At 57.9% G+C, this 18,438-nt stretch carries 19 protein-coding genes; 10 read left to right on the forward strand and 9 right to left on the reverse strand.

Annotated features, from left to right (window positions below):
• Positions 1 to 12 precede the first annotated feature (12 nt).
• On the forward strand, positions 13 to 228 hold the full coding sequence (locus tag ACB030_RS08425) for a hypothetical protein (protein ID WP_106887541.1): 216 nt from the start codon (positions 13 to 15) through the stop codon (positions 226 to 228).
• 231 nt (positions 229 to 459) lie between these two features.
• On the opposite strand, the gene ACB030_RS08430 is transcribed toward ACB030_RS08425, so the two are convergent.
• The 6 genes from ACB030_RS08430 to ACB030_RS08455 form a co-directional block, all read right to left on the reverse strand.
• Positions 460 to 1,767, reverse strand: a complete 1,308-nt coding sequence (locus tag ACB030_RS08430) for a TRAP transporter large permease (protein ID WP_371159003.1) — start codon at positions 1,765 to 1,767, stop codon at positions 460 to 462.
• 2 nt (positions 1,768 to 1,769) lie between these two features.
• Positions 1,770 to 2,330: a TRAP transporter small permease gene (locus ACB030_RS08435; protein ID WP_289976026.1), complete on the reverse strand. Its 561-nt coding sequence runs from the start codon at positions 2,328 to 2,330 to the stop codon at positions 1,770 to 1,772.
• Positions 2,331 to 2,382: 52 nt separating this feature from the next.
• Positions 2,383 to 3,393 carry a TRAP transporter substrate-binding protein gene (locus ACB030_RS08440; protein ID WP_371159006.1) on the reverse strand — a complete coding sequence of 337 codons (1,011 nt, stop codon included), beginning with the start codon at positions 3,391 to 3,393 and terminating at the stop codon, positions 2,383 to 2,385.
• A gap of 316 nt (positions 3,394 to 3,709) precedes the next feature.
• Positions 3,710 to 4,183, reverse strand: a complete 474-nt coding sequence (locus ACB030_RS08445) for a YhcH/YjgK/YiaL family protein (RefSeq protein ID WP_371159008.1) — start codon at positions 4,181 to 4,183, stop codon at positions 3,710 to 3,712.
• Between the two features lie 87 nt (positions 4,184 to 4,270).
• Entirely contained in the window at positions 4,271 to 4,891 is a 621-nt protein-coding gene (locus tag ACB030_RS08450) for a bifunctional 4-hydroxy-2-oxoglutarate aldolase/2-dehydro-3-deoxy-phosphogluconate aldolase (RefSeq protein WP_371159010.1), read from the reverse strand.
• Positions 4,875 to 5,846, reverse strand: a complete 972-nt coding sequence (locus ACB030_RS08455; RefSeq protein ID WP_371159012.1) for a sugar kinase — start codon at positions 5,844 to 5,846, stop codon at positions 4,875 to 4,877. Before ACB030_RS08455 ends, ACB030_RS08450 begins: the two co-directional genes overlap by 17 nt.
• Before the next feature lie 334 nt (positions 5,847 to 6,180).
• On the opposite strand from ACB030_RS08455, the gene kdgR reads away from it, so the two are divergent.
• Positions 6,181 to 6,978, forward strand: coding sequence for a DNA-binding transcriptional regulator KdgR (gene kdgR / locus ACB030_RS08460; RefSeq protein ID WP_289976031.1), 798 nt, complete (start codon positions 6,181 to 6,183; stop codon positions 6,976 to 6,978).
• A gap of 97 nt (positions 6,979 to 7,075) precedes the next feature.
• Here the strand turns inward: kdgR and ACB030_RS08465 are convergent, their stop codons facing one another.
• The 3 genes from ACB030_RS08465 to kduI all read right to left on the reverse strand — a co-directional run bounded on the left by ACB030_RS08465 (position 7,076) and on the right by kduI (position 9,341).
• Positions 7,076 to 7,591 (reverse strand): YgjV family protein, encoded by a 516-nt coding sequence (locus ACB030_RS08465; protein ID WP_371159014.1) that lies wholly within the window; start codon positions 7,589 to 7,591, stop codon positions 7,076 to 7,078.
• 64 nt (positions 7,592 to 7,655) lie between these two features.
• Positions 7,656 to 8,417, reverse strand: coding sequence for a 2-dehydro-3-deoxy-D-gluconate 5-dehydrogenase KduD (gene kduD, locus ACB030_RS08470; RefSeq protein WP_205643337.1), 762 nt, complete (start codon positions 8,415 to 8,417; stop codon positions 7,656 to 7,658).
• Positions 8,418 to 8,504: 87 nt separating this feature from the next.
• Complete coding sequence (gene kduI, locus ACB030_RS08475) at positions 8,505 to 9,341, reverse strand: 5-dehydro-4-deoxy-D-glucuronate isomerase (protein ID WP_371159017.1); 837 nt, start codon at positions 9,339 to 9,341, stop codon at positions 8,505 to 8,507.
• A gap of 507 nt (positions 9,342 to 9,848) precedes the next feature.
• On the opposite strand from kduI, the gene ACB030_RS08480 reads away from it, so the two are divergent.
• The 8 genes from ACB030_RS08480 (at position 9,849) to ACB030_RS08515 (ending at position 18,240) form a co-directional block, all read left to right on the forward strand.
• Positions 9,849 to 10,430 carry an aminodeoxychorismate synthase component II gene (locus ACB030_RS08480; protein WP_371159019.1) on the forward strand — a complete coding sequence of 194 codons (582 nt, stop codon included), beginning with the start codon at positions 9,849 to 9,851 and terminating at the stop codon, positions 10,428 to 10,430.
• Between the two features lie 277 nt (positions 10,431 to 10,707).
• Positions 10,708 to 11,925, forward strand: coding sequence for an aspartate aminotransferase family protein (locus tag ACB030_RS08485; RefSeq protein WP_371159021.1), 1,218 nt, complete (start codon positions 10,708 to 10,710; stop codon positions 11,923 to 11,925).
• Positions 11,926 to 12,000: 75 nt separating this feature from the next.
• Positions 12,001 to 13,020 carry an arginine N-succinyltransferase gene (gene astA, locus ACB030_RS08490; RefSeq protein WP_371159023.1) on the forward strand — a complete coding sequence of 340 codons (1,020 nt, stop codon included), beginning with the start codon at positions 12,001 to 12,003 and terminating at the stop codon, positions 13,018 to 13,020.
• 65 nt (positions 13,021 to 13,085) lie between these two features.
• The gene (gene astD / locus ACB030_RS08495; RefSeq protein WP_371159025.1) at positions 13,086 to 14,555 is read left to right on the forward strand and encodes a succinylglutamate-semialdehyde dehydrogenase; all 1,470 of its coding nucleotides are present in this window, start codon (positions 13,086 to 13,088) and stop codon (positions 14,553 to 14,555) included.
• 149 nt (positions 14,556 to 14,704) lie between these two features.
• Complete coding sequence (locus tag ACB030_RS08500) at positions 14,705 to 15,502, forward strand: DUF1338 domain-containing protein (protein WP_371159027.1); 798 nt, start codon at positions 14,705 to 14,707, stop codon at positions 15,500 to 15,502.
• Positions 15,503 to 15,999: 497 nt separating this feature from the next.
• Positions 16,000 to 16,728, forward strand: coding sequence for an NAD-dependent deacetylase (locus tag ACB030_RS08505; protein WP_371159029.1), 729 nt, complete (start codon positions 16,000 to 16,002; stop codon positions 16,726 to 16,728).
• Positions 16,729 to 16,857: 129 nt separating this feature from the next.
• Positions 16,858 to 17,154 carry a cyclic-phosphate processing receiver domain-containing protein gene (locus ACB030_RS08510; RefSeq protein ID WP_371159031.1) on the forward strand — a complete coding sequence of 99 codons (297 nt, stop codon included), beginning with the start codon at positions 16,858 to 16,860 and terminating at the stop codon, positions 17,152 to 17,154.
• Positions 17,155 to 17,526: 372 nt separating this feature from the next.
• On the forward strand, positions 17,527 to 18,240 hold the full coding sequence (locus tag ACB030_RS08515) for a hypothetical protein (RefSeq protein ID WP_371159033.1): 714 nt from the start codon (positions 17,527 to 17,529) through the stop codon (positions 18,238 to 18,240).
• The last annotated feature ends 198 nt before the right edge of the window (positions 18,241 to 18,438 follow it).

Consider the following 18,438-nt stretch of genomic DNA (forward strand, 5'->3'; position numbering starts at 1 on the left):
CCAAGAGAAAGCATGTCTGTCGAATCAAATACAGTGATTGAAGAACTGAGTGACAAGGGCCACTGGCTGCGCAAGTTCCGCAAGGCCAAGAACCTCAACACCCTGCAGCTGATGGTCTCCAATGCCATCGACAAGCACCACAAGACCCCGGCCATCGCCGCCGCCATCTATCTGGCCGAATGCCAACGCGAGCGCGAGCTGGAGCAGGGGCGTTATCTGGATCGCTGATACCGGCTGCCGTGTTGCACTTGTCCGCATCCGTCGGTGAGTGTTGTTGTTATCTCCTGCCTGATTGACCTTGGGTGCGTCTTGCTCATAAGCCGCCCGGCAGCAAGCCCGCCTGCCCGTTTTCCCTCCCATAGGCACCGCCATGAAATAACCCCAGGTGTCTGGATCACCCGGGGCTGACTCGTTATCCGTGTTCTGTACGCATTCGCTGCCGCGTTCGGAGGGGCGGGATCAGTTGACCAGGCCCATCGCCTGGGGCAACGCCATCGAGATAGCCGGCACATAGGTGACCAGCAGCAGCACCAGGGCGATGACCGCAAAGAAGGGCAGCAGCGGCTTGATGACCCCCTCAATCTTGATCTCTCCTATCTTGCAGCCGGTGAACAGGATCGGCCCTACCGGCGGCGTGATGGTGCCCAGAGAGAGGTTGAAGATCATCATGATGCCGAACTGCACCGGATCCATGCCGAACTGGGTGCAGATGGGCAGGAAGATGGGGGTGAAGATCAGCACCGCCGGGGTGGGATCCATGAAGGTGCCCACCAGCAACAGCACCAGGTTCATGATCAGCAGGATGAGCAGGAAGCTGTCGGTGAAGGAGAGTAGACCCGAGGCGATCAGGGCCGGGATCTTGGTGAACGCCATCACCCAGGACATGATGGAGGAGGCGGCCAGCATCAGGATCACGATGGCGGTCATCTTGGCGGTGGCCAGGAAGATCGCGGGCAGATCGGCAGCCTTGATGTTCCGGTAACAGACACCGAGGATCAGCGAATAGACCACTGCGATGGCGGAGGCTTCGGTCGCGGTGAAGATGCCGCCGAGGATGCCGCCGATGACCACCACTATCATCAGCAGGCTGGGAATGGCATCCAGCAGCAGCTTGAGGCGCAGCCCCTTGAGGGAATCGTGCCTGGCCATGTAACCACGGCGCTTGGCGATGAAGCCTGCCACCAGCATGACCCCCAGCCCCCACAGGATGCCGGGAACGTAGCCGCCCATGAACAGGGCAGTGATGGAGACGCTGCCCGCTACCGTGGCGTAGACGATCAGGGAGTTGCTCGGCGGGATCAGCATGCCGGTCGGGGCCGAGGCGATATTGACCGCGGCGCTGAAGGCGGGATCGTAATTGTCCTTCTTCTGGATGGGGGACATGATGCCGCCGATGGCCGCCGCCGAGGCGACGCCGGAGCCGCTGATGGAGCCAAACAACATGTTGGCCACCACGTTGGTCTGGGCCAGGGGGCCGGGCAGGAAGTTGCTGATAATCTTGGCGCAGTTGATCAGACGGATGGCGATGCCACCGTTGTTCATCAGGTTGCCGGCCAGGATGAAGAAGGGAATGGCCAGCAGGGCAAAGGAGTCCAGACCGACGAAGACCCGCTGGGCCGAGGTCAGGATGGCGCCATCAAACGGCAGGATCAGCGCCATGGCCAGGAAGGAGGAGAGCCCGATACTGATACTGATAGGGGTGCCGATAAACAGCAGGAAAAAGGCACCGATGAACATCACCAGTGCGACAACAACCGCAATATCCATGGTCATACCTTTTGCTTGAAGGAGAGTTGTCTGGCCAACCCGTACTGGTTGTACAGGCAATAGAAGACGGTCAGCACGCCACACAGGGGGATGGCGGCATAAATGACCCCGATGGGGATCTGCAGCGCCGAGTCGAGCTGCCCCATCTGACGGCTCATCCCGATGTAACCACCGACGGTCAGCACCAGCAGAGCAAAGGTGGTGGTGGCCAGTTCGCCGAGCATCTCCATCATGATGCGCACGTTGTGCGACATGCGATCGCGCATGAAGGTGATCGCCATGTGCTCGCGCAGACCAAAGACATAGGCACTGCCGATCAACACCAGCCAGATGAAGAGGTAGCGGGAGAGCACCTCGCTCACGGCACTCGGGCTGTTGAGCAGATAGCGGGTCGCCACCTGGTAGGTGACCAACAGCGTCATCAAGGCGACGATGGCAATACATAAAAATGAAACGGCGACATCCACTTTCTGCTTGAACCCGGTCAGGGAGGCATAGAGACCGCCCTGGATCGGGGGCTCGTGGTGAGCGGGGTGAGGCGCCAATTGTTGAACGGATTTCATGACGGATCCTTTTAAGAGGGGCCACCATGGCAGCCCCTGACAACCGCAGACGTTAGTTGGCCAATGCACGGATCTTGGTGAAGATGTCTTTCTGCTCCGGGGTGATCAGCAGGGCCTCTTGCAGCGGCTTGCAGCGCGCCTGGAAGGGGGTGATATCCACTTCGGTGAAGGTGGCTCCCTGGCTGGTGGCCGTCTGCTTGGCGGTTTCCAGCGCCTGACTGAAGAGATCGAATTCGGTTGCCGTGCTCTCCTTGGCCAGTTTGCGGAAGGTCGCCTGATCGGCGGCATCCATCTTCTCCAGGAAGGACTCGTTGGCCACCAGCAAGTCGGCCACCATCACGTGGCGGGTGTAGGAGAAATGCGGCGCAACTTCATACTGCTTCAGATCTGCGTAGGTGATCTCGTTGTTCTCGGCGCCATCAAGCACCCCTTGCTGGATGGCGGAGTAGACCTCTCCCTGGCCCATGGGCACGCCGGTTCCCCCCATGCAGGTCAGCATCTTGACCATGGTGTCGGACTGCATCACCCGGATCTTCTTCCCTTTCATGTCTTCCGGGGTCTTGATGGGCGCCCCCTTGACGTACATGCTGCGCGCCCCGGCGGTATAGGCGGTCAGCACCTCAAAGCCATTGCCCTTGGTGGAACTGAACAGGGCATCCAGGGTACCGCCGGTGAACACCTTGCGCTGGTGTTCCGGGTTGTCATAGATGTAGGGCATGGCCAGCACGGAGAAATTCTTGTTGAAATTCTCGACCAGGGGATTGGCCACCACGGCCAGCTGGATGGCGCCGGACTGCACCAGCTCCAGCGCCGCGCGTTGATCTCCGAGCAGCTCATTGGGGTGAATTTCCAGCTTGTACTTGCCGCCAGTGGCGGCTTCCAGCTTCTGGCTGAAGTCTTGCAGCGCCTTGAACTGGGGATTGTGCTCGGATTGATTGAACGCCGTCTTCAGGATCACGGGACCAGCAGCCTTGCTGTCTTCACCACATCCAGTCAGAAACAGACCAGCGACGACCACTGTGCCAATCAGAGACAGCTTGGGCAGAGGATTCATTGTACGCATGTGTCACCCCTCTATGGGTTTGGTTATTTTGATGATGCTCATGCTACGCGAATCCGGCGGCTTTTCAGTGATCAAACTCAAGTTAATGAAATGGCGTTCCGTATTTGTGGGAATCAAAAATCAAATTTTATGACGGCAGCTTTTTGTACTGTGCCGTCGTTGATGAAATGGGGCTTGGAACGGGATCTTCCGGTGGGGAAAAAAGGGAGCTGAGCTCCCAAACGGCCACGAGAACAGCAGTAAAAAGCGGGGGTTATGAACATATGCTCTCTCGCCTCCGGGCGGATGCGGTGAGAGGGAAGCCGGAAGGGGGCCCTTACTGAGCAGCCAACCAGTTCTTGCAGATCTTGAAGACGACTTTTTTGATCCGGGCGGGGCTGCCGACCTGGCAGGTGGGTCTGTGCACCTCGCCGGGATAGAAGATGGCGAAGTCGCCGGTATTGAGCAACAGCCGGGTGGTGATCGTCGGGTTGTCCAGGAAGAGGAGGTCCGGCTTGCTCTCCTGATGATCATGAGGGGAGGAGACGGCGGCGCTGAGGGCGATCACCTCCTGCCCGGTCAGCACTATCTGGATATCCAGGTAGCGGTCGTGAAATTCACTCTTGAGACTCGCTTCCTCTGCCGTGGTGGGGCAGGAGACGAGATAGAAGACGGTGTCATCGATAAGATCATGTCTTCCCTCTGCCTGTTGCTGCAGCCTGTGCAAAGAAAGTTCAGGCAGGCTCAGCAGCCGCATCAGCGGAGCCGGCAGCAGGGCAATGTCGAGTTGCTGCAGATTACCAACGATCATGGGTAGGTCCTTTGATTGCACCAGTGGTAGCGCGATGGCGCCCCGGTGGTGGTTGGATGAGGGCCCGAGTGACGGGCCCGTACTGACTTAGAGTGCGGCCATGGCCTCTTTGGCAAGGGCGCCGATCTTGTCCCACTCGCGGTTGTCGACGAGATTGGCAGGCACCATCCAGGTGCCGCCGCAGGCGAACACGGAGGGCAGGGCCAGGTAGTCCTTCACATTGCTCGGGCTGACGCCGCCGGTGGGCATGAAGGAGACCGGATAGACGGCGCTCATGGCCTTGAGCATCCCCAGGCCGCCTGAGGGTTCGGCCGGGAAGAACTTGAGGGTCTTCAGACCCAGCTCCATGGCCTGCTCGACCAGACTGGGGTTGTTGACGCCGGGGATGATGGGAACCCCGCGAGCCTGGCAGTATTGCACGATGCGAGGGTTGAGCCCGGGGCTCACGATGAAGTCCGCACCGGCCTCGATGGCCTGATCGACCTGGGCCGTGGTCAGGACGGTGCCGGCGCCAATGATCATCTCGGGGAAGGTGCTCCGCAGTTGGCGGATGGCCTCAGCCGCCGCTGGGGTGCGGAAGGTGATCTCGGCACTGGGCATGCCGTTTTCCATCAGGGTGCGGCCGAGGGCGACGGCATCGCCGGCATCTTTGATGGCGATGACGGGGATGATCTTCAGGGTGCGGAGTCGTTCAAGCAATGCTGACATGGGAAGCCTCATTGTATGGGTGGTCAGGGGTGATGGGATCTGGCATGGCCGTCAGGGGGATGATGGCGCCACGGTGTTGAATGACGGTGCTCGCCAGCCGATGGGCATAGCGGGCCGAGTCGATGACGGATTGTCCCGCCAGCCGGGTGGCGAGGTAACCCGCGCTGAAGGAGTCACCCGCCGCCGTGGTGTCGACGATCTGCTCCCTGGCGAGGGTCACGGCCATCACCTCGCAGTGGTCATCGGGTTGCACGATGAGGCAGGGCCCGGCGCCGCGTTTGATGACGATCTCGCTCACGCCGAGGGCACTGGTTCGGGCCAGGCACTGGGCCTCGTCGGCATCTCCCCAGAGGGCAACCTCGTCATCCAGGGTCAGGAAGGCGAGATCGGTCAGAGCCAGGATGGCCGCATAGGTCTGGCGGGCCGCCTCCTGACTCTCCCACAGGCGGGGACGGTAGTTGTTGTCAAAGGCTATCCTGGCGCCGGCTGCCCGGCATTCGGCCAGCAGTCGCAGCAGGGTCAACCTGTCATCCGCAGACAAGATGGCGAGGCTGATGCCGCTCAAATAGAGGCAGTCAAACTCCCGTAGCCGCTCGCCGATCCGGTCGGCCTCCGGGGTCTGCAACCAGTAGCGGGCCGCCGCATCGCTGCGCCAGTAGTGGAAGGTGCGCTCCCCCCGATGATCGGTCTCGATGAGGTAGAGGCCGGGCAGTTTGTGGTCGAGGCGTTGCACCAGCTCGGTGTGTACCCCCTCCTGCTGCCACTGCGACAGCATGGCCGCGCTCATGGGGTCCGTGCCCAGGGCGCTCACGTAGTGCACCGAGACGTCCGGGTTGGCCCGCGTCAGGTAGACGGCGGTGTTGAGGGTGTCCCCTCCAAAGTGGCGCACTATGTTGGTCTGGTGCTCTGACAGCTCGATCATGCATTCGCCAATGACGGCGACCTTGATAGACATAACTCCTCCCGCGTCTTCCGCGTTGGTGATGACGCCATTCTATTTAATTAATGAAATAGAAAAAACTATTGAAACATCATTTCATTAAAAGTGTGACAATGGTCTTGTCCTGATGAGGAAGGGTGGGGAGGCATGGGAAGCAGGCAAGTTGCAGAGGGATTATCAGAGCGTGCGTGCTCATTTTTCGGTGGCATTCGCGCCAATGCCTGCGTGAGCGAGGCCACATATCCATCTATTAGCGGATGATTTGACTGGAAAATCGTCTCCGTCACTATGATGGCCAGTTCATTTCAAATACAATGAAACAATCAATCATTTTTTTTGGAAGTGACGCATGTCGACGATAGACAACTCGCCAGAATCGGTGTCATCGGTACTCAAGGTGTTCGGCATACTGCAGGCGCTGGGGGAGCAGAAAGAGATCGGGGTGACCGAGCTGTCCCAGCGGATCATGATGTCCAAGAGCACAGTCTACCGCTTTCTGCAAACCATGAAGACGCTGGGTTATGTCTCCCAGGAGGGGGAAACCGACAAGTATGCCCTCAGTCTCAAGCTGTTTGAACTGGGCGCCAAGGCGCTGGAGCATCAGGATCTGGTGCAGATCGCCGACGAACAGATGTATCGCCTCGGCAAGCAGACCAAGGAGACCCTGCACCTGGGGATGCTGGATGAAGACAGCATCGTCTACCTGCACAAGATCGATTCCGAATACAACCTGCGGATGTATTCCCGCATCGGTCGCCGCCGCCCGCTCTACAGCACAGGTCTTGGCAAGGTGATGATGGCCTGGCTGCCGGAGACCGAGGTGCGTGCCATGCTGGCCGGGGTGACCTTCGAGCGCTTTACTGAGCACACCCTGGCGGATGTCGATGCCCTGCTGGTGGAGCTGGCCCAGGTGCGCGAGCAAGGTTATGCGGAAGACAGGGAAGAGATGGAGCACGGCCTGCGCTGCTTCGCGGTGCCTATCTACAGCCGCATGGGGCGGATCATCGCAGGGCTCTCCCTGTCGCTGCCCCTGGTGCGTTTCCACGAGGAAGACAAGGCTTCTCTGGTGGCTCAGCTGCACGAGGCGGCGGCCAGGATCTCCGAGGGGCTCGGTTTCCACGACTATCCCTTCGGCAACCACGGATAAGACTGGCGCTATCCACCCAGTATCAAAAAGAGCAGGCCTTGGCCTGCTCTTTTGCATTGTGGTACCCGATGAATGGTCTGCCCCGATCTTTGGGCGCTCATTCCCGGATGTCTTGCGGGGCAGCCTTGTAGAGCTTGAAGATGGTGTGGCTGTTGAGAATGAAGAAGATACCCTCCTGCAAGATGCCACCAATGGAGCCTGCCCAGATATTGTGTGTCAGCCAGCAGATGGTACTGCTCAGCATGCACAGACGCAGTGCAATGCCGTTGAGGCGAAACAGCGCAAAGGTGCTGAGGGTGGTGCCCAGCAGGGTCAGCAGTTGCACCGGGTGACTTACCTGGGGGATCACCAGCGACCAGGCCAGGACCAGGAACAGCAGCATGGTCCCTAGTCCGCGGTAGTAACCGGATACCCAGTTGCGTACCGCACACAACAGGCAATTGATGGCGGCAACCGAGGATCCCAGCAGCAGGAAGTGCAGCCCCATCAGGGTGCCATTGAGGGTGAGGTGGGCTCTGAGCTTGCTGTCCTGGCGCTGCATGAACGCCGTGGCACCCACGAGGCAGGCCAACAGGCCGATTGACTGGGCAAACCAGAGACTGTCGAGCAACATAGGGCCCTCCTGTCAGGGGCAACGACAAAAGGCGCCTCGCAGCGCCTTCTCTATCAGGACGGGATCAACGGGCCAGCCAGCCGCCATCGACGGCGATGGTGTAGCCATTGATGTAGTCCGAGGCGGGGGAGGCCAGGAACACCACAGGGCCCATCATGTCGTCCGGCACACCCCAACGACCCGCCGGGATCCGCTCAAGGATGGCGGCATTGCGGTCATCGTCGGCGCGCAGGGCGGCGGTGTTGTTGGTGGCCATATAACCGGGGGCGATGGCGTTCACGTTGATCCCCTTGCTGGCCCATTCGTTGGCCAGCAGGCGGGTGATGCCCATGACGCCGCTCTTGGAGGCGGTGTAGGAGGGTACCCGGATGCCGCCCTGGTAGGAGAGCATGGAGGCGATGTTGACGATCTTGCCGCCCTCACCCTGAGCGATAAACTGCCTAGCCACCGCCTGGGACATGAAGAACACGCTCTTGATATTGATATTCATCACGTCATCCCAGTCTTTCTCACTGAAGTTGATGGCGTCCTCCCGGCGGATGATGCCGGCGTTGTTCACCAGCACATCGACGCGGCCGAAGTGGGAGACTGCCTGATCCACCAGGGCCGGCAGGGTATCGACCTTGCTGACGTCGGCCTTGAGGCTCAGGAAGCGGCGGCCGATGGCTTCGACCTTGGTGATGGTCTCGGTCGGCTCGACTATGTTGATGCCGACGATGTCACAGCCCGCCTCGGCGAGCCCCAGCGCCATGCCCTGGCCCAGACCGGTATCGCAACCGGTGACGATGGCGACCTTACCTTTCAGATCAAATGCATTAAGAATCATGTTGTTACCTCTAAGCCCACGGGAAGGTGTGGTGTCACTTGTCACTGTTAAGCGGCCGCGCAGGCCGCTCGGGATGGGGTGAGCTGGTTAGCGCAGGTCCTGGACCGCAACATGGTCCATGTCGCCGAATACCTGGTTTTCGCCCACCATGCCCCAGATGAAGGTGTAGGCCTGGGTACCGACGCCGGAGTGAATGGACCAGCTCGGGGAGATGACGGCCTGTTCGTTGTGTACCAGCAGGTGACGGGTCTCGTCCGGCTTGCCCATCATGTGGAACACGGCGGCGTCTTCTTTCATGTTGAAGTAGAAGTAGACCTCCATGCGGCGCTCGTGGGTGTGGCAGGGCATGGTGTTCCACAGACTGCCCTCTTCCAGCTGGGTCATGCCCATGACCAGCTGGCAGGTCGGCAGCACGTCAGGTACCAGGTACTTGTAGATGGTGCGGCGGTTGCTGGTGGCGGCATCCCCCAGAGTCGCCGGTGAGGCTTGGGCCTGGGTGACGGTGCGGGTCGGGTAGCTGGTGTGGGCCGGGGCGCTGTTGTAGTAGAACTTGGCAGGCTGCGAGGCATCGACACTGGCAAAGCTCAGGGTGCGGGCACCCTGGCCGACGTAGAGCGCCTCGGCCTTGCCTACTTCATAGGTAGTGCCATCCACCACCACCAGGCCCGGGCCACCGATATTGATGAGGCCAAGCTCGCGCCGCTCCAGGAAATAGGTGACGCCAAAGGCCTTGCCGAGTTCATCGGAGAAAGCCAGCGGCCCATCCACCGGCATGATGCCGCCGAACACGATGCGGTCGATGTGGCTGTAAGTCATGGTCAGCCGGTTCGGGCTGAAGATCTCTTCCACCAGAAACTCACGGCGCAGGCCCTGGGTGTCGAGTTGTTTGGCGTGATCGCTGTGGATGCTTTGACGAGTTTGCATTGTGAACCTCAATTCCGGGCCGCAGGCGGCATGGATGGCGATGTGTCGGGAAATCCTGTCGTTGAAGGCACGATAGCAAAATGAAAAACCTTGATCAAATTAAAATGAAACTGCGTTTTGTGTTTTGTGTGTCAGGTTGCATATTTTTATCATGGCGGGGCTGGGCGGACACTGGTGAGGGGGGGCGCGATGCGTCTGAAGGAGCGCCTTCAACCGTGATGGCCGGGAGACATGGTCAAAGATGACCTGATTTCGGTGCAATCTGGTGGGCATAATAAAGAGGGGAGGGTCAGTCGTGGTCTATGGCGCCGGACTGGCACTCCTGCGGTACTCGGGTGCGGTTTGTGTGGGTGAACGCGCATCTCATCTCTGATTGAGGCCTAATCCGGCCACTGGCATCGGGTCGAAGGCGTTTATTAACCCGGGCAGACATGCCAGAATGCGCGGCCTCTTTGTCGGCCAACGGGCGAGTCCTTGTCGCCCCGATCTCAATCCGTAGGTTTCTGCATGCTGCTACTCATCGACAACTACGACTCCTTTACCTGGAACCTGGTGCAGTATTTCGGCGCCCTGGGCCAGGAGGTGGTGGTCAAGCGCAATGACGAGCTCAGCCTGGACGAGATAACCAGGCTTGCCCCCAGTCATCTGGTGATCTCTCCCGGCCCCTGCACGCCCAATGAGGCGGGCATCTCGCTGGCTGCCATCCGTCGCTTCGCGGGCGAGATCCCCATCCTTGGCGTCTGTCTCGGTCACCAGTCTCTGGCGCAGGCGTTCGGCGCCCGGGTGGTGCGTGCCCGTCAGGTGATGCACGGCAAGACTTCCCTCATCCGCCATCAGGGCGGGGGAGTATTCAAGGATCTCAACAACCCGCTGCGGGTCACCCGCTACCATTCCCTCATCGTGGAACGGGAAACCCTGCCCGACTGCTTCGAGGTGACCGCCTGGAGCGAACACGCCGATGGCTCCTTTGACGAGATCATGGGGCTGCGCCATAAGCAGCTGAATATAGAGGGAGTTCAGTTCCATCCGGAGAGCATTCTGAGCGAGCAGGGCCACCCATTGCTGGCCAATTTTCTAACCAGTTCCTGAATGGTTGTGACTGGCCTCACAGAATCGAGATGAGGCCAAAAATATTTTCCCTGACACTTTATTCACCCCCCTCCCTGTCCAAATTATCTCTTGCCAACACCCCCTGAGCCGTTATGCAATGCGGTTGCCTAAAATCTCACGGGCAATCGAACATTGTTCCCTGTAACTTGCTTTGTTGCAGACTTTTAGCTTTTTTTCTGTGACAATGCCGATGTGTTTACATGGATTTAACTTTTGAGCGGTGGATTATTCTGTCGCCAGATCGAAGGAGAGCAATATGTCAGAGTTGTTGGCAGTGACACGTGAAGTGTTTGATGAAGTGATGGTTCCCAACTATGCGCCCGCCAAGATCATCCCGGTGCGTGGTGAAGGGTCACGTGTCTGGGATCAGGAAGGCCGTGAGTATGTCGATTTTGCCGGCGGGATCGCCGTCAATGGCCTGGGCCATTGCCATCCCAAGCTGGTCGAAGCCCTGAAAACCCAGGGCGAGAAGCTGTGGCACCTCTCCAACGTGATGACCAACGAGCCGGCCCTGCGCCTGGCCAGGAAGCTGGTCGCCGCCACCTTCGCCGACAAGGTCTATTTCTGCAACTCCGGCGCCGAAGCGAACGAAGCCGCCCTCAAGCTGGCCCGTCGTTATGCCATCGAGAAGTTCGGGGCGCACAAGACCCAGATCATCGCCTTCCATCAGGGTTTCCATGGTCGTACCTTCTTCACCGTGAGCGTCGGTGGCCAGGCCGCCTACTCCGATGGTTTCGGTCCCAAGCCCGCCGATATCACCCATGTGACTTACAACGATCTGGCGGAGCTGGCTGCCGTCATCTCCGACAATACCTGCGCCGTGGTGATGGAGCCGCTGCAAGGGGAGGGTGGCATCATCAGTCCCACCGACGAGTTTGCCAAGGGGGTGCGCGAGCTGTGCGACAAGCACAATGCCCTGCTGGTCTATGACGAGGTGCAATCCGGGGTCGGCCGTACCGGCGAGCTGTTTGCCTACATGGGTCTGGGCGTCACGCCTGACATCCTCACCAGCGCCAAGGCGCTGGGCGGCGGCTTCCCCATCGGCGCCATGCTGACCACCAGCGAGATCGCGGCTCACCTGAAAGTGGGCACTCACGGCTCCACCTACGGCGGCAACCCGCTGGCGTGCGCGGTGGCCGAGGCGGTGATCGACGTGGTCAACACCCCGGAAGTGCTGAGCGGCATCAAGCAGCGCGAGCAGCTGTTCCGCGCCGGTCTCGAGGCCATCAACGCCAAGTACCACTGTTTCAGTGAAGTGCGTGGCAAGGGCCTGTTGCTCGGCGCCGTGCTCAACGATGACTTCAAGGGGCGCTCCCGCGACTTCCTGCTGGCCTCCATCGATCAGGGGCTGATGGCACTGGTGGCAGGCACTAACGTGGTGCGTTTCGCACCGTCACTGGTTATTCCGGAAGCGGATATCAAGGAAGGGTTGGCACGGTTCGAGAAAGCGGTTGCCCAGGTGGTTAACGCCTGATCCTAATTGAGGTGGGGAGCCCTCCCGGCAGGAGCCGGGACCCCACCTGTCGTCAATGAAAGGGAGTTGTCATTTATGTTGGTTATCCGCCCTATCGAGCAGCGCGACTTCGCCGGCCTCAAGACCTGTGCCATCGAATCCGGCACCGGCATGACCTCGTTGCCGGTCAACGATGAACTGCTGCAACGCAAGATCGATGCCTCGACCCAGACCTTCCTGGACAAGCCCGCCGGCAAGGGTGATTGCCTCTACTTCTTCGTGGCAGAAGATCTGGAGACCGGCGAGATGGTCGGTACCTGCGCCATAGACGCGGCGGTCGGCCTGTCCCAGCCGTTTTACAACTACCACATCGGCAAGGTGGTGCACTCTTCCCCCAAGCTCGGCATCTACAACGTGGTCGAGACGCTCACCCTCTCCAACGACTACACAGGCAACTCCGAGCTGTGCACCCTGTTTCTGCGCGAATGTGCCCGCGAGGGGCTCAATGGCCGCCTACTTTCCAAGCACCGCTTCCTGTTCATGGCCGAGCACCCCGAGCTGTTTGACAAGACCGTCTTCGCCGAGATGCGCGGCGTCTCCGATGAGAACGGTCACAGCCCCTTCTACGAGTGGCTGCAAAAGCATTTCTTCTCGATGGACTTTCCCACCGTCGACTATCTCACCGGCATCGGCAAGAAGCGCTTCATCGCGGAGCTGATGCCCAAGTACCCGATTTACGTCAATCTGCTGAGCAACGAGGCGCGGGCCGTCATCGGCCAGACCCACGAGAAGACCCGCCCGGCCATCAAGATGCTGCAGGACGAGGGCTTCGTGAACCGCGGCTACGTCGACATCTTCGATGCCGGCCCCACCGTCGAGTGCGATGTGAAGCACATCCGCAGCGTGCGCCGCAGCCAGAAGCTGGCGGTGCTGGTGGGTGAGCCCATCGGCGGTCACACCTACCTCGTCTGCAACGCCAAGTTTGAACAGTACCGCGCCTGCTACGGCAACATCCGGGTCGATCTGGACAAGCACGAAGCCATCATTCCGCCCAAGATGGCGGCCGCCCTCAAGGTGGAGAGTGGCGACATGGTTCGGGTCGTCGATCTGGAATAACGGGTCCATATCACCGCATTGAAACAGGCTGCCGAGGCGGCCTGTGCACCACAGGGAGTGAATTGATGATGTCTTTAGTCCAGTTTATCGATGGCCAGTGGCTGGCCGGTGAAGGCAAGCCGTTCGAATCAAAAGATCCGGCCAGGAACGAAGTGATCTGGCAGGGGGAGGCGGCGAGCGCAGCCCAGGTGGATGCCGCCGTCAAGGCGGCCCGCGCGGCCTTCTACCATTGGTCCGATCTGGCCCTCGAGGATCGTCTGGCCATAGTGCGCCGCTATGCCGATCTGCTCGGCGAGCACAAGGAGGCGCTGGCCCTGACCATAGCCCGGGAAACCGGCAAGCCGCTGTGGGAGACCCGCACCGAAGTGGCGGCCATGCAGGGCAAGATAGCCATCTCCATCCGCGCCCATGACGAGCGCACCGGCACGGTCGAGAACCCCATGCCTGGTGCCAGGGCCTTCGTGCGTCACAAGCCCCACGGCGTGGTCGCCGTGTTCGGCCCCTACAACTTCCCGGGCCACCTGCCCAACGGTCACATAGTGCCTGCGCTTATCGCCGGTAACGCCGTGGTGTTCAAACCCTCAGAGCTGACCCCCATGGTGGCCGAGGCCATGCTGAAGATCTGGCAGGAGGCGGGGCTGCCCAAGGGGGTGCTCAACCTGGTGCAGGGCGAAGTGGAGACCGGCAAGGCGCTGGCGGGCAATCCGGACATCGACGGCCTCTTCTTCACCGGCTCGTCGCGCACCGGCCATTTCCTGCACCAGCAGTTTGCCGGCCAGCCTGGCAAGATCCTGGCCCTCGAGATGGGCGGCAACAACCCGCTCATCGTGAAAGACGTGAGCGATGTGGATGGCGCGGTCCATGCCATAGTGCAGTCCGCCTTCATCACCTCCGGTCAGCGCTGCACCTGCTCCCGCCGTCTGTTTGTCGAGCGCGGCGAGCGGGGCGATGCCCTGGTCACACGGCTGCTGGAGGTGGTCGGCCAGATCAAGGTCGGCCTCTATGACGCCGCCGAGCAACCCTTTATGGGGGCCATGATCAGCGAGCGCGCGGCGCTGGGCATGGTGGCCGCACAGGCGAACCTGCAAGCGCTGGGTGGCGAGAGCCTGCTCACCCTCAAGCACCTGGAAGCGGGCACCGGTTTTGTTTCTCCTGGCATCATCGATGTGACCGCTGTTGCAGCACTGCCTGACGAAGAGTACTTCGGCCCGCTGCTGCAGCTCATTCGTTACGACGACTTCGATGCCGCCATCGACCAGGGCAACGCCACCAGCTTCGGCCTCTCGGCCGGCCTGCTCGGCGACAGCGAGGCGGACTGGAACCACTTCTTCAAGCGCATTCGTGCCGGCATCGTCAACTGGAACAAGCCCATCACCGGCGCCTCCAGTGCCGCCCCGTTCGGCGGCATAGGTGCCTCCGGGAACCACAGGGCGAGCGCCTACTACGCCGCCGACTACTGTGCGTACCCGGTTGCCTCTGTGGAAGACAGCAAGGCCGCCATGCCGGATCAGCTGTCCCCGGGTTTGACCTTCTAATCGAGAAGGAGGGGGTTGATGTGGCAGGAGAGGCCCAACGCCGCCGACGACTGCGTCATACCCCCGGTCTGACCTTCTGATAACAAGAAAATAAAAGAGGGGCACTGAACAGGTGCCCTTGTCTGTACCCGCAATCAAAGGAAAGAGAGATGCAAAAGGATATCGAGACCCTGTTTGGCCATCTGTGGGACAACTACATTCAAGTCACCCCCAGTGCCCACAAGGTTCATCAACTGCTGGGCGGCGGCGCCCCCATCATCAACGATCACGTGGCGTTTCGGACCTACAACCTGCCCAAGCTGGGGCTGGAGAAGCTGGCGGCCCACTTCCGTGCCCTGGGGTACGAGGAGAAGGGCGAGTATGTGTTCAAGGCCAAGAAGCTCTATGCCAAGCACTTCGAACATGCCGATCCGGACGCACCCAAGGTGTTCATCAGCGAGCTGAAGGTGGAAGAGCTCTCGGAAGGTGCCCAGGCCATCATCCACAAGCTGGCGGATCAGGTGCCCGATCACCTGACCGACACCCCGGCCTTCCTCTACGCCGGCGCCCCCTGGCAGGTCTCCTGGAGTGATTACCAGACCCTGCTGGCGGAGAGCGAGTACGCGGCCTGGATGGCGGCCTGGGGCTATCGTGCCAACCACTTCACCGTCAACATCAACCGCCTGAGCGATTTTGAGACCATAGAAGAGGTCAACTCGGCCCTGAAGGCGGCGGGCTTCGTGCTCAACACCGTGGGGGGCGAGGTGAAGGGGGATCCCCAGGTGATGCTGGAGCAGTCCTCCACCATGGCGGACAAGGCCGAGGTGCCCTTCAGCGACGGCGTGCGCACCATACCGAGCTGCTTCTACGAGTTCGCCCGGCGCTACCCGCAGGCCGATGGGGTGCTCTACCCGGGCTTCGTCGAGGCCTCCGCCGACAAGATCTTCGAATCCACCAACGCCATGTGATCAGAGCATATAGCCCGGCTGAATTGGTTGAAATACAAAGAAACGCCTCCATTCGGAGGCGTTTTCATGATACGAGGGCTATCCAATTCAGCCCGATTTGACTATCTGAAGGCTTCTAAATCTTCCTTATACGAGTGGTATAGCGCCATTCTATTTATTCGGAAGTATTGATGATATCAGCGAAAAATACTACAGGTTCACCGGTGTATTGAGTGCTCGCTGGAGCAAGAACCACCGGCTCCATTCCGCATTCTCCGGGTGGTGCAGATCCTGGATTGGATAGGCCTACTGGTCATGCAAGATCAAATAAGAGAGGGTTATTAACCCTGTATTTTTTCCAGAGCAGCCGAGATCTTCTATTTCATCACCTCAGCGTGGCTATTTCACCACTATAACGCGTTGACTGTATAGTGGTGGCTCAGGCGCCTAAGGAGTCGCAATGAGTTCTGTATCTTCCCATGCGCTAAGGCATCAGCGTCGTCATCGAAAAAAAAAGCATGCAAATAGATAATCGAAATGAAACCAGTCAACTAAACATGGTGTTTTGGACTGGTGCCGGTTTGTCTGCCGAGAGTGGCGTACCCACGTTCAGAGGGGAAAATGGGCTCTGGCATCCAAGCAATAATATTCGTTACTCTCAAGTGAGTAGCCTAGGAACAGATCTGGCTGAATGCATGGCCTTTCATAACCAGCGGCGAAGGGCCATCTTGAGAGTATTTCCTTCGCGAGCTCATTACTTAATTACTGAACTACAGCAAAGATACAATGTCAAGATCATCACCCAGAATATTGATGACCTGCACGAAAGGGCTGGGAGCCACAGTGTTATTTATCTGCATGGTTCTATTCAGTTTGTCGTGCCCAAAGGGTTTCGCCACCCCAAATATCGCCTATCGTGGTATAAGAATATTAATGTGGGAGATCGTTGTCCGCGCACTGTCGCGCAGCTGCGCCCCGACATTATCCTATTTGGCGAAACAATTTATGGGTATCAACAGGCGCGCCGCTGGCTCTGCGAGGCTGATATCGTGGTAGTTATCGGTACCAGCTTACTGGTTGAACCCGCTCACTCTCTGCTGGGTAATATTAATCCTATGGCCAAGGTCTACTATATCAACCCAGAGCCGCGATTGTCATCTCATCTGCCATTTCCAGGTGAGCAGGTCGTTGAAGGGGCCAACAGTGGAATGGCTAGCCTGCTCGATGAAATAAGCAATGGTTGGTAATGACATTGATGCAGGCCAAGTAGTTTTATTGGCCAGGTCGGATGAAGTAGATATCGTTGATATGAAGTTGGGTCTTGGGGTTGATTTCAAACACTCATATGTTTCATCTAATTAATTGAGCTGGATGATATGAAACTGTATCTGGATGATGAAAGGAAAGCACCTGAAGGTTGGATTAGAGTATTCTGGCCTGATGAGGCGATCGAATGGCTAAAAACAGGCATGGTTTCGGAGATTAGTCTCGATCATGATTTGGGCGATGATAATAGGGGGACAGGTTATGATGTTATCCTGTGGATAGAAGAAGAGGTCATCATTCATGGTTTTACACCACCAAATATCATAGTTCACTCAGCCAATTCATCTGCACGCCACAAAATGGAGTTAGGAATAGCTACAATAAGGCATTTTGCAAAAGCTACTTAATAAGTAATTGAGGGATGACGCCACAATCCAAATATAGAAAACTGAATGTTCATTCACAACATCGCTTTGCAGGCGATTCTTATTAAAATCACATCACGCCCTTCTGCTCGCTGGAATTTTTTCACAGTGAGAAATACATCGGCGGGAATAGTTGGTATTGATAACTTGCAGTCTCTTTCAAATGTCTGTCATATTGATTTTTTATTCTTTTCCGATGTATGAAAAATAATTGTAGTGTGCTTAGAATTAATTTACAGTTCGGTTGGGGTTATCCTGGTTTAAAAAAACGATTTTTTAGCAGGGTTTAATATTGACTTTTCTTTGGTTAAATATAAGTGTTGTTTCGCTGCCAGATGGGCGTAGGAGAAATGAATGATAGTATTGAATGACAAAAAAGCTATGACTTCTTATATCGAGCGGCTGTATGAGTTAAGTGATAACAGTTTGGGGTGGGGACTTCTCTTCGGTCCATATGAAAATATGTTGATGCCGCGTTATCCTATCGCTTTTTTTGGTTTGAATCCAGGTGGTAGTGGTTGGACGGAAGGTACTATTTCTAGTGAAGGGAAATGTGCTTATTACGATGAGTCATGGGGGGCGCCCGCAGGAGAAGCGCCGCTCCAGCAGCAGATGCGTAGCCTTTTTTCCCCACTAGGGGAAATTGTCGGTTCCACCTATCAGGACGTGATGGATGGATGTTTGATGACCAACTATATTCCAGTTCGGTCGCCTAATTGGCAGATGCTAAAGAATAAGCCGTTGATTATCGAACATATGCGTTTATTTTGGGCAGAGCGACTTCGGCTGGTACACAGTGACATTTATATCACTATTTCAAAGTTAGTATTTGATGAACTGCATCACTTGCTGGCGGAGCAAGGATATCAGCAGATTGGTACAGAGCATCGAGCTCAGATCGGTTGGGGTCGGGTGACTTATCAGATCCGTTGGTACGAACGAGAAGGTAAGAGATCCATGTTAATCAGACTGCCGCATCTTTCCACCTACAAGATCTTCAGCAACAAAAATTGTGAAGAACAGATCGCTTATATCATGAGCGAAGCTGCATCAGTTCTTTCCGATTAAGGTTGTCGAAGCCTCCGCCGACAAGATCTTCGAATCCACCAACGCCATGTAATGGCGGTTGTTGGTAGAAACGCCCCAGATGGGGCGTCAGACTGATGACAAACCCCTGGACGCCGATCTCGGGGTTTGATCTAATTGCTGCATGGTCAATAAATGGACTGCACCATGCTCAGAGAACCCACACCCCAGCAACTTGAG

It is taken from the genome of Aeromonas sp. S16(2024) (assembly GCF_041403065.1).
GTDB lineage: Bacteria > Pseudomonadota > Gammaproteobacteria > Enterobacterales > Aeromonadaceae > Aeromonas.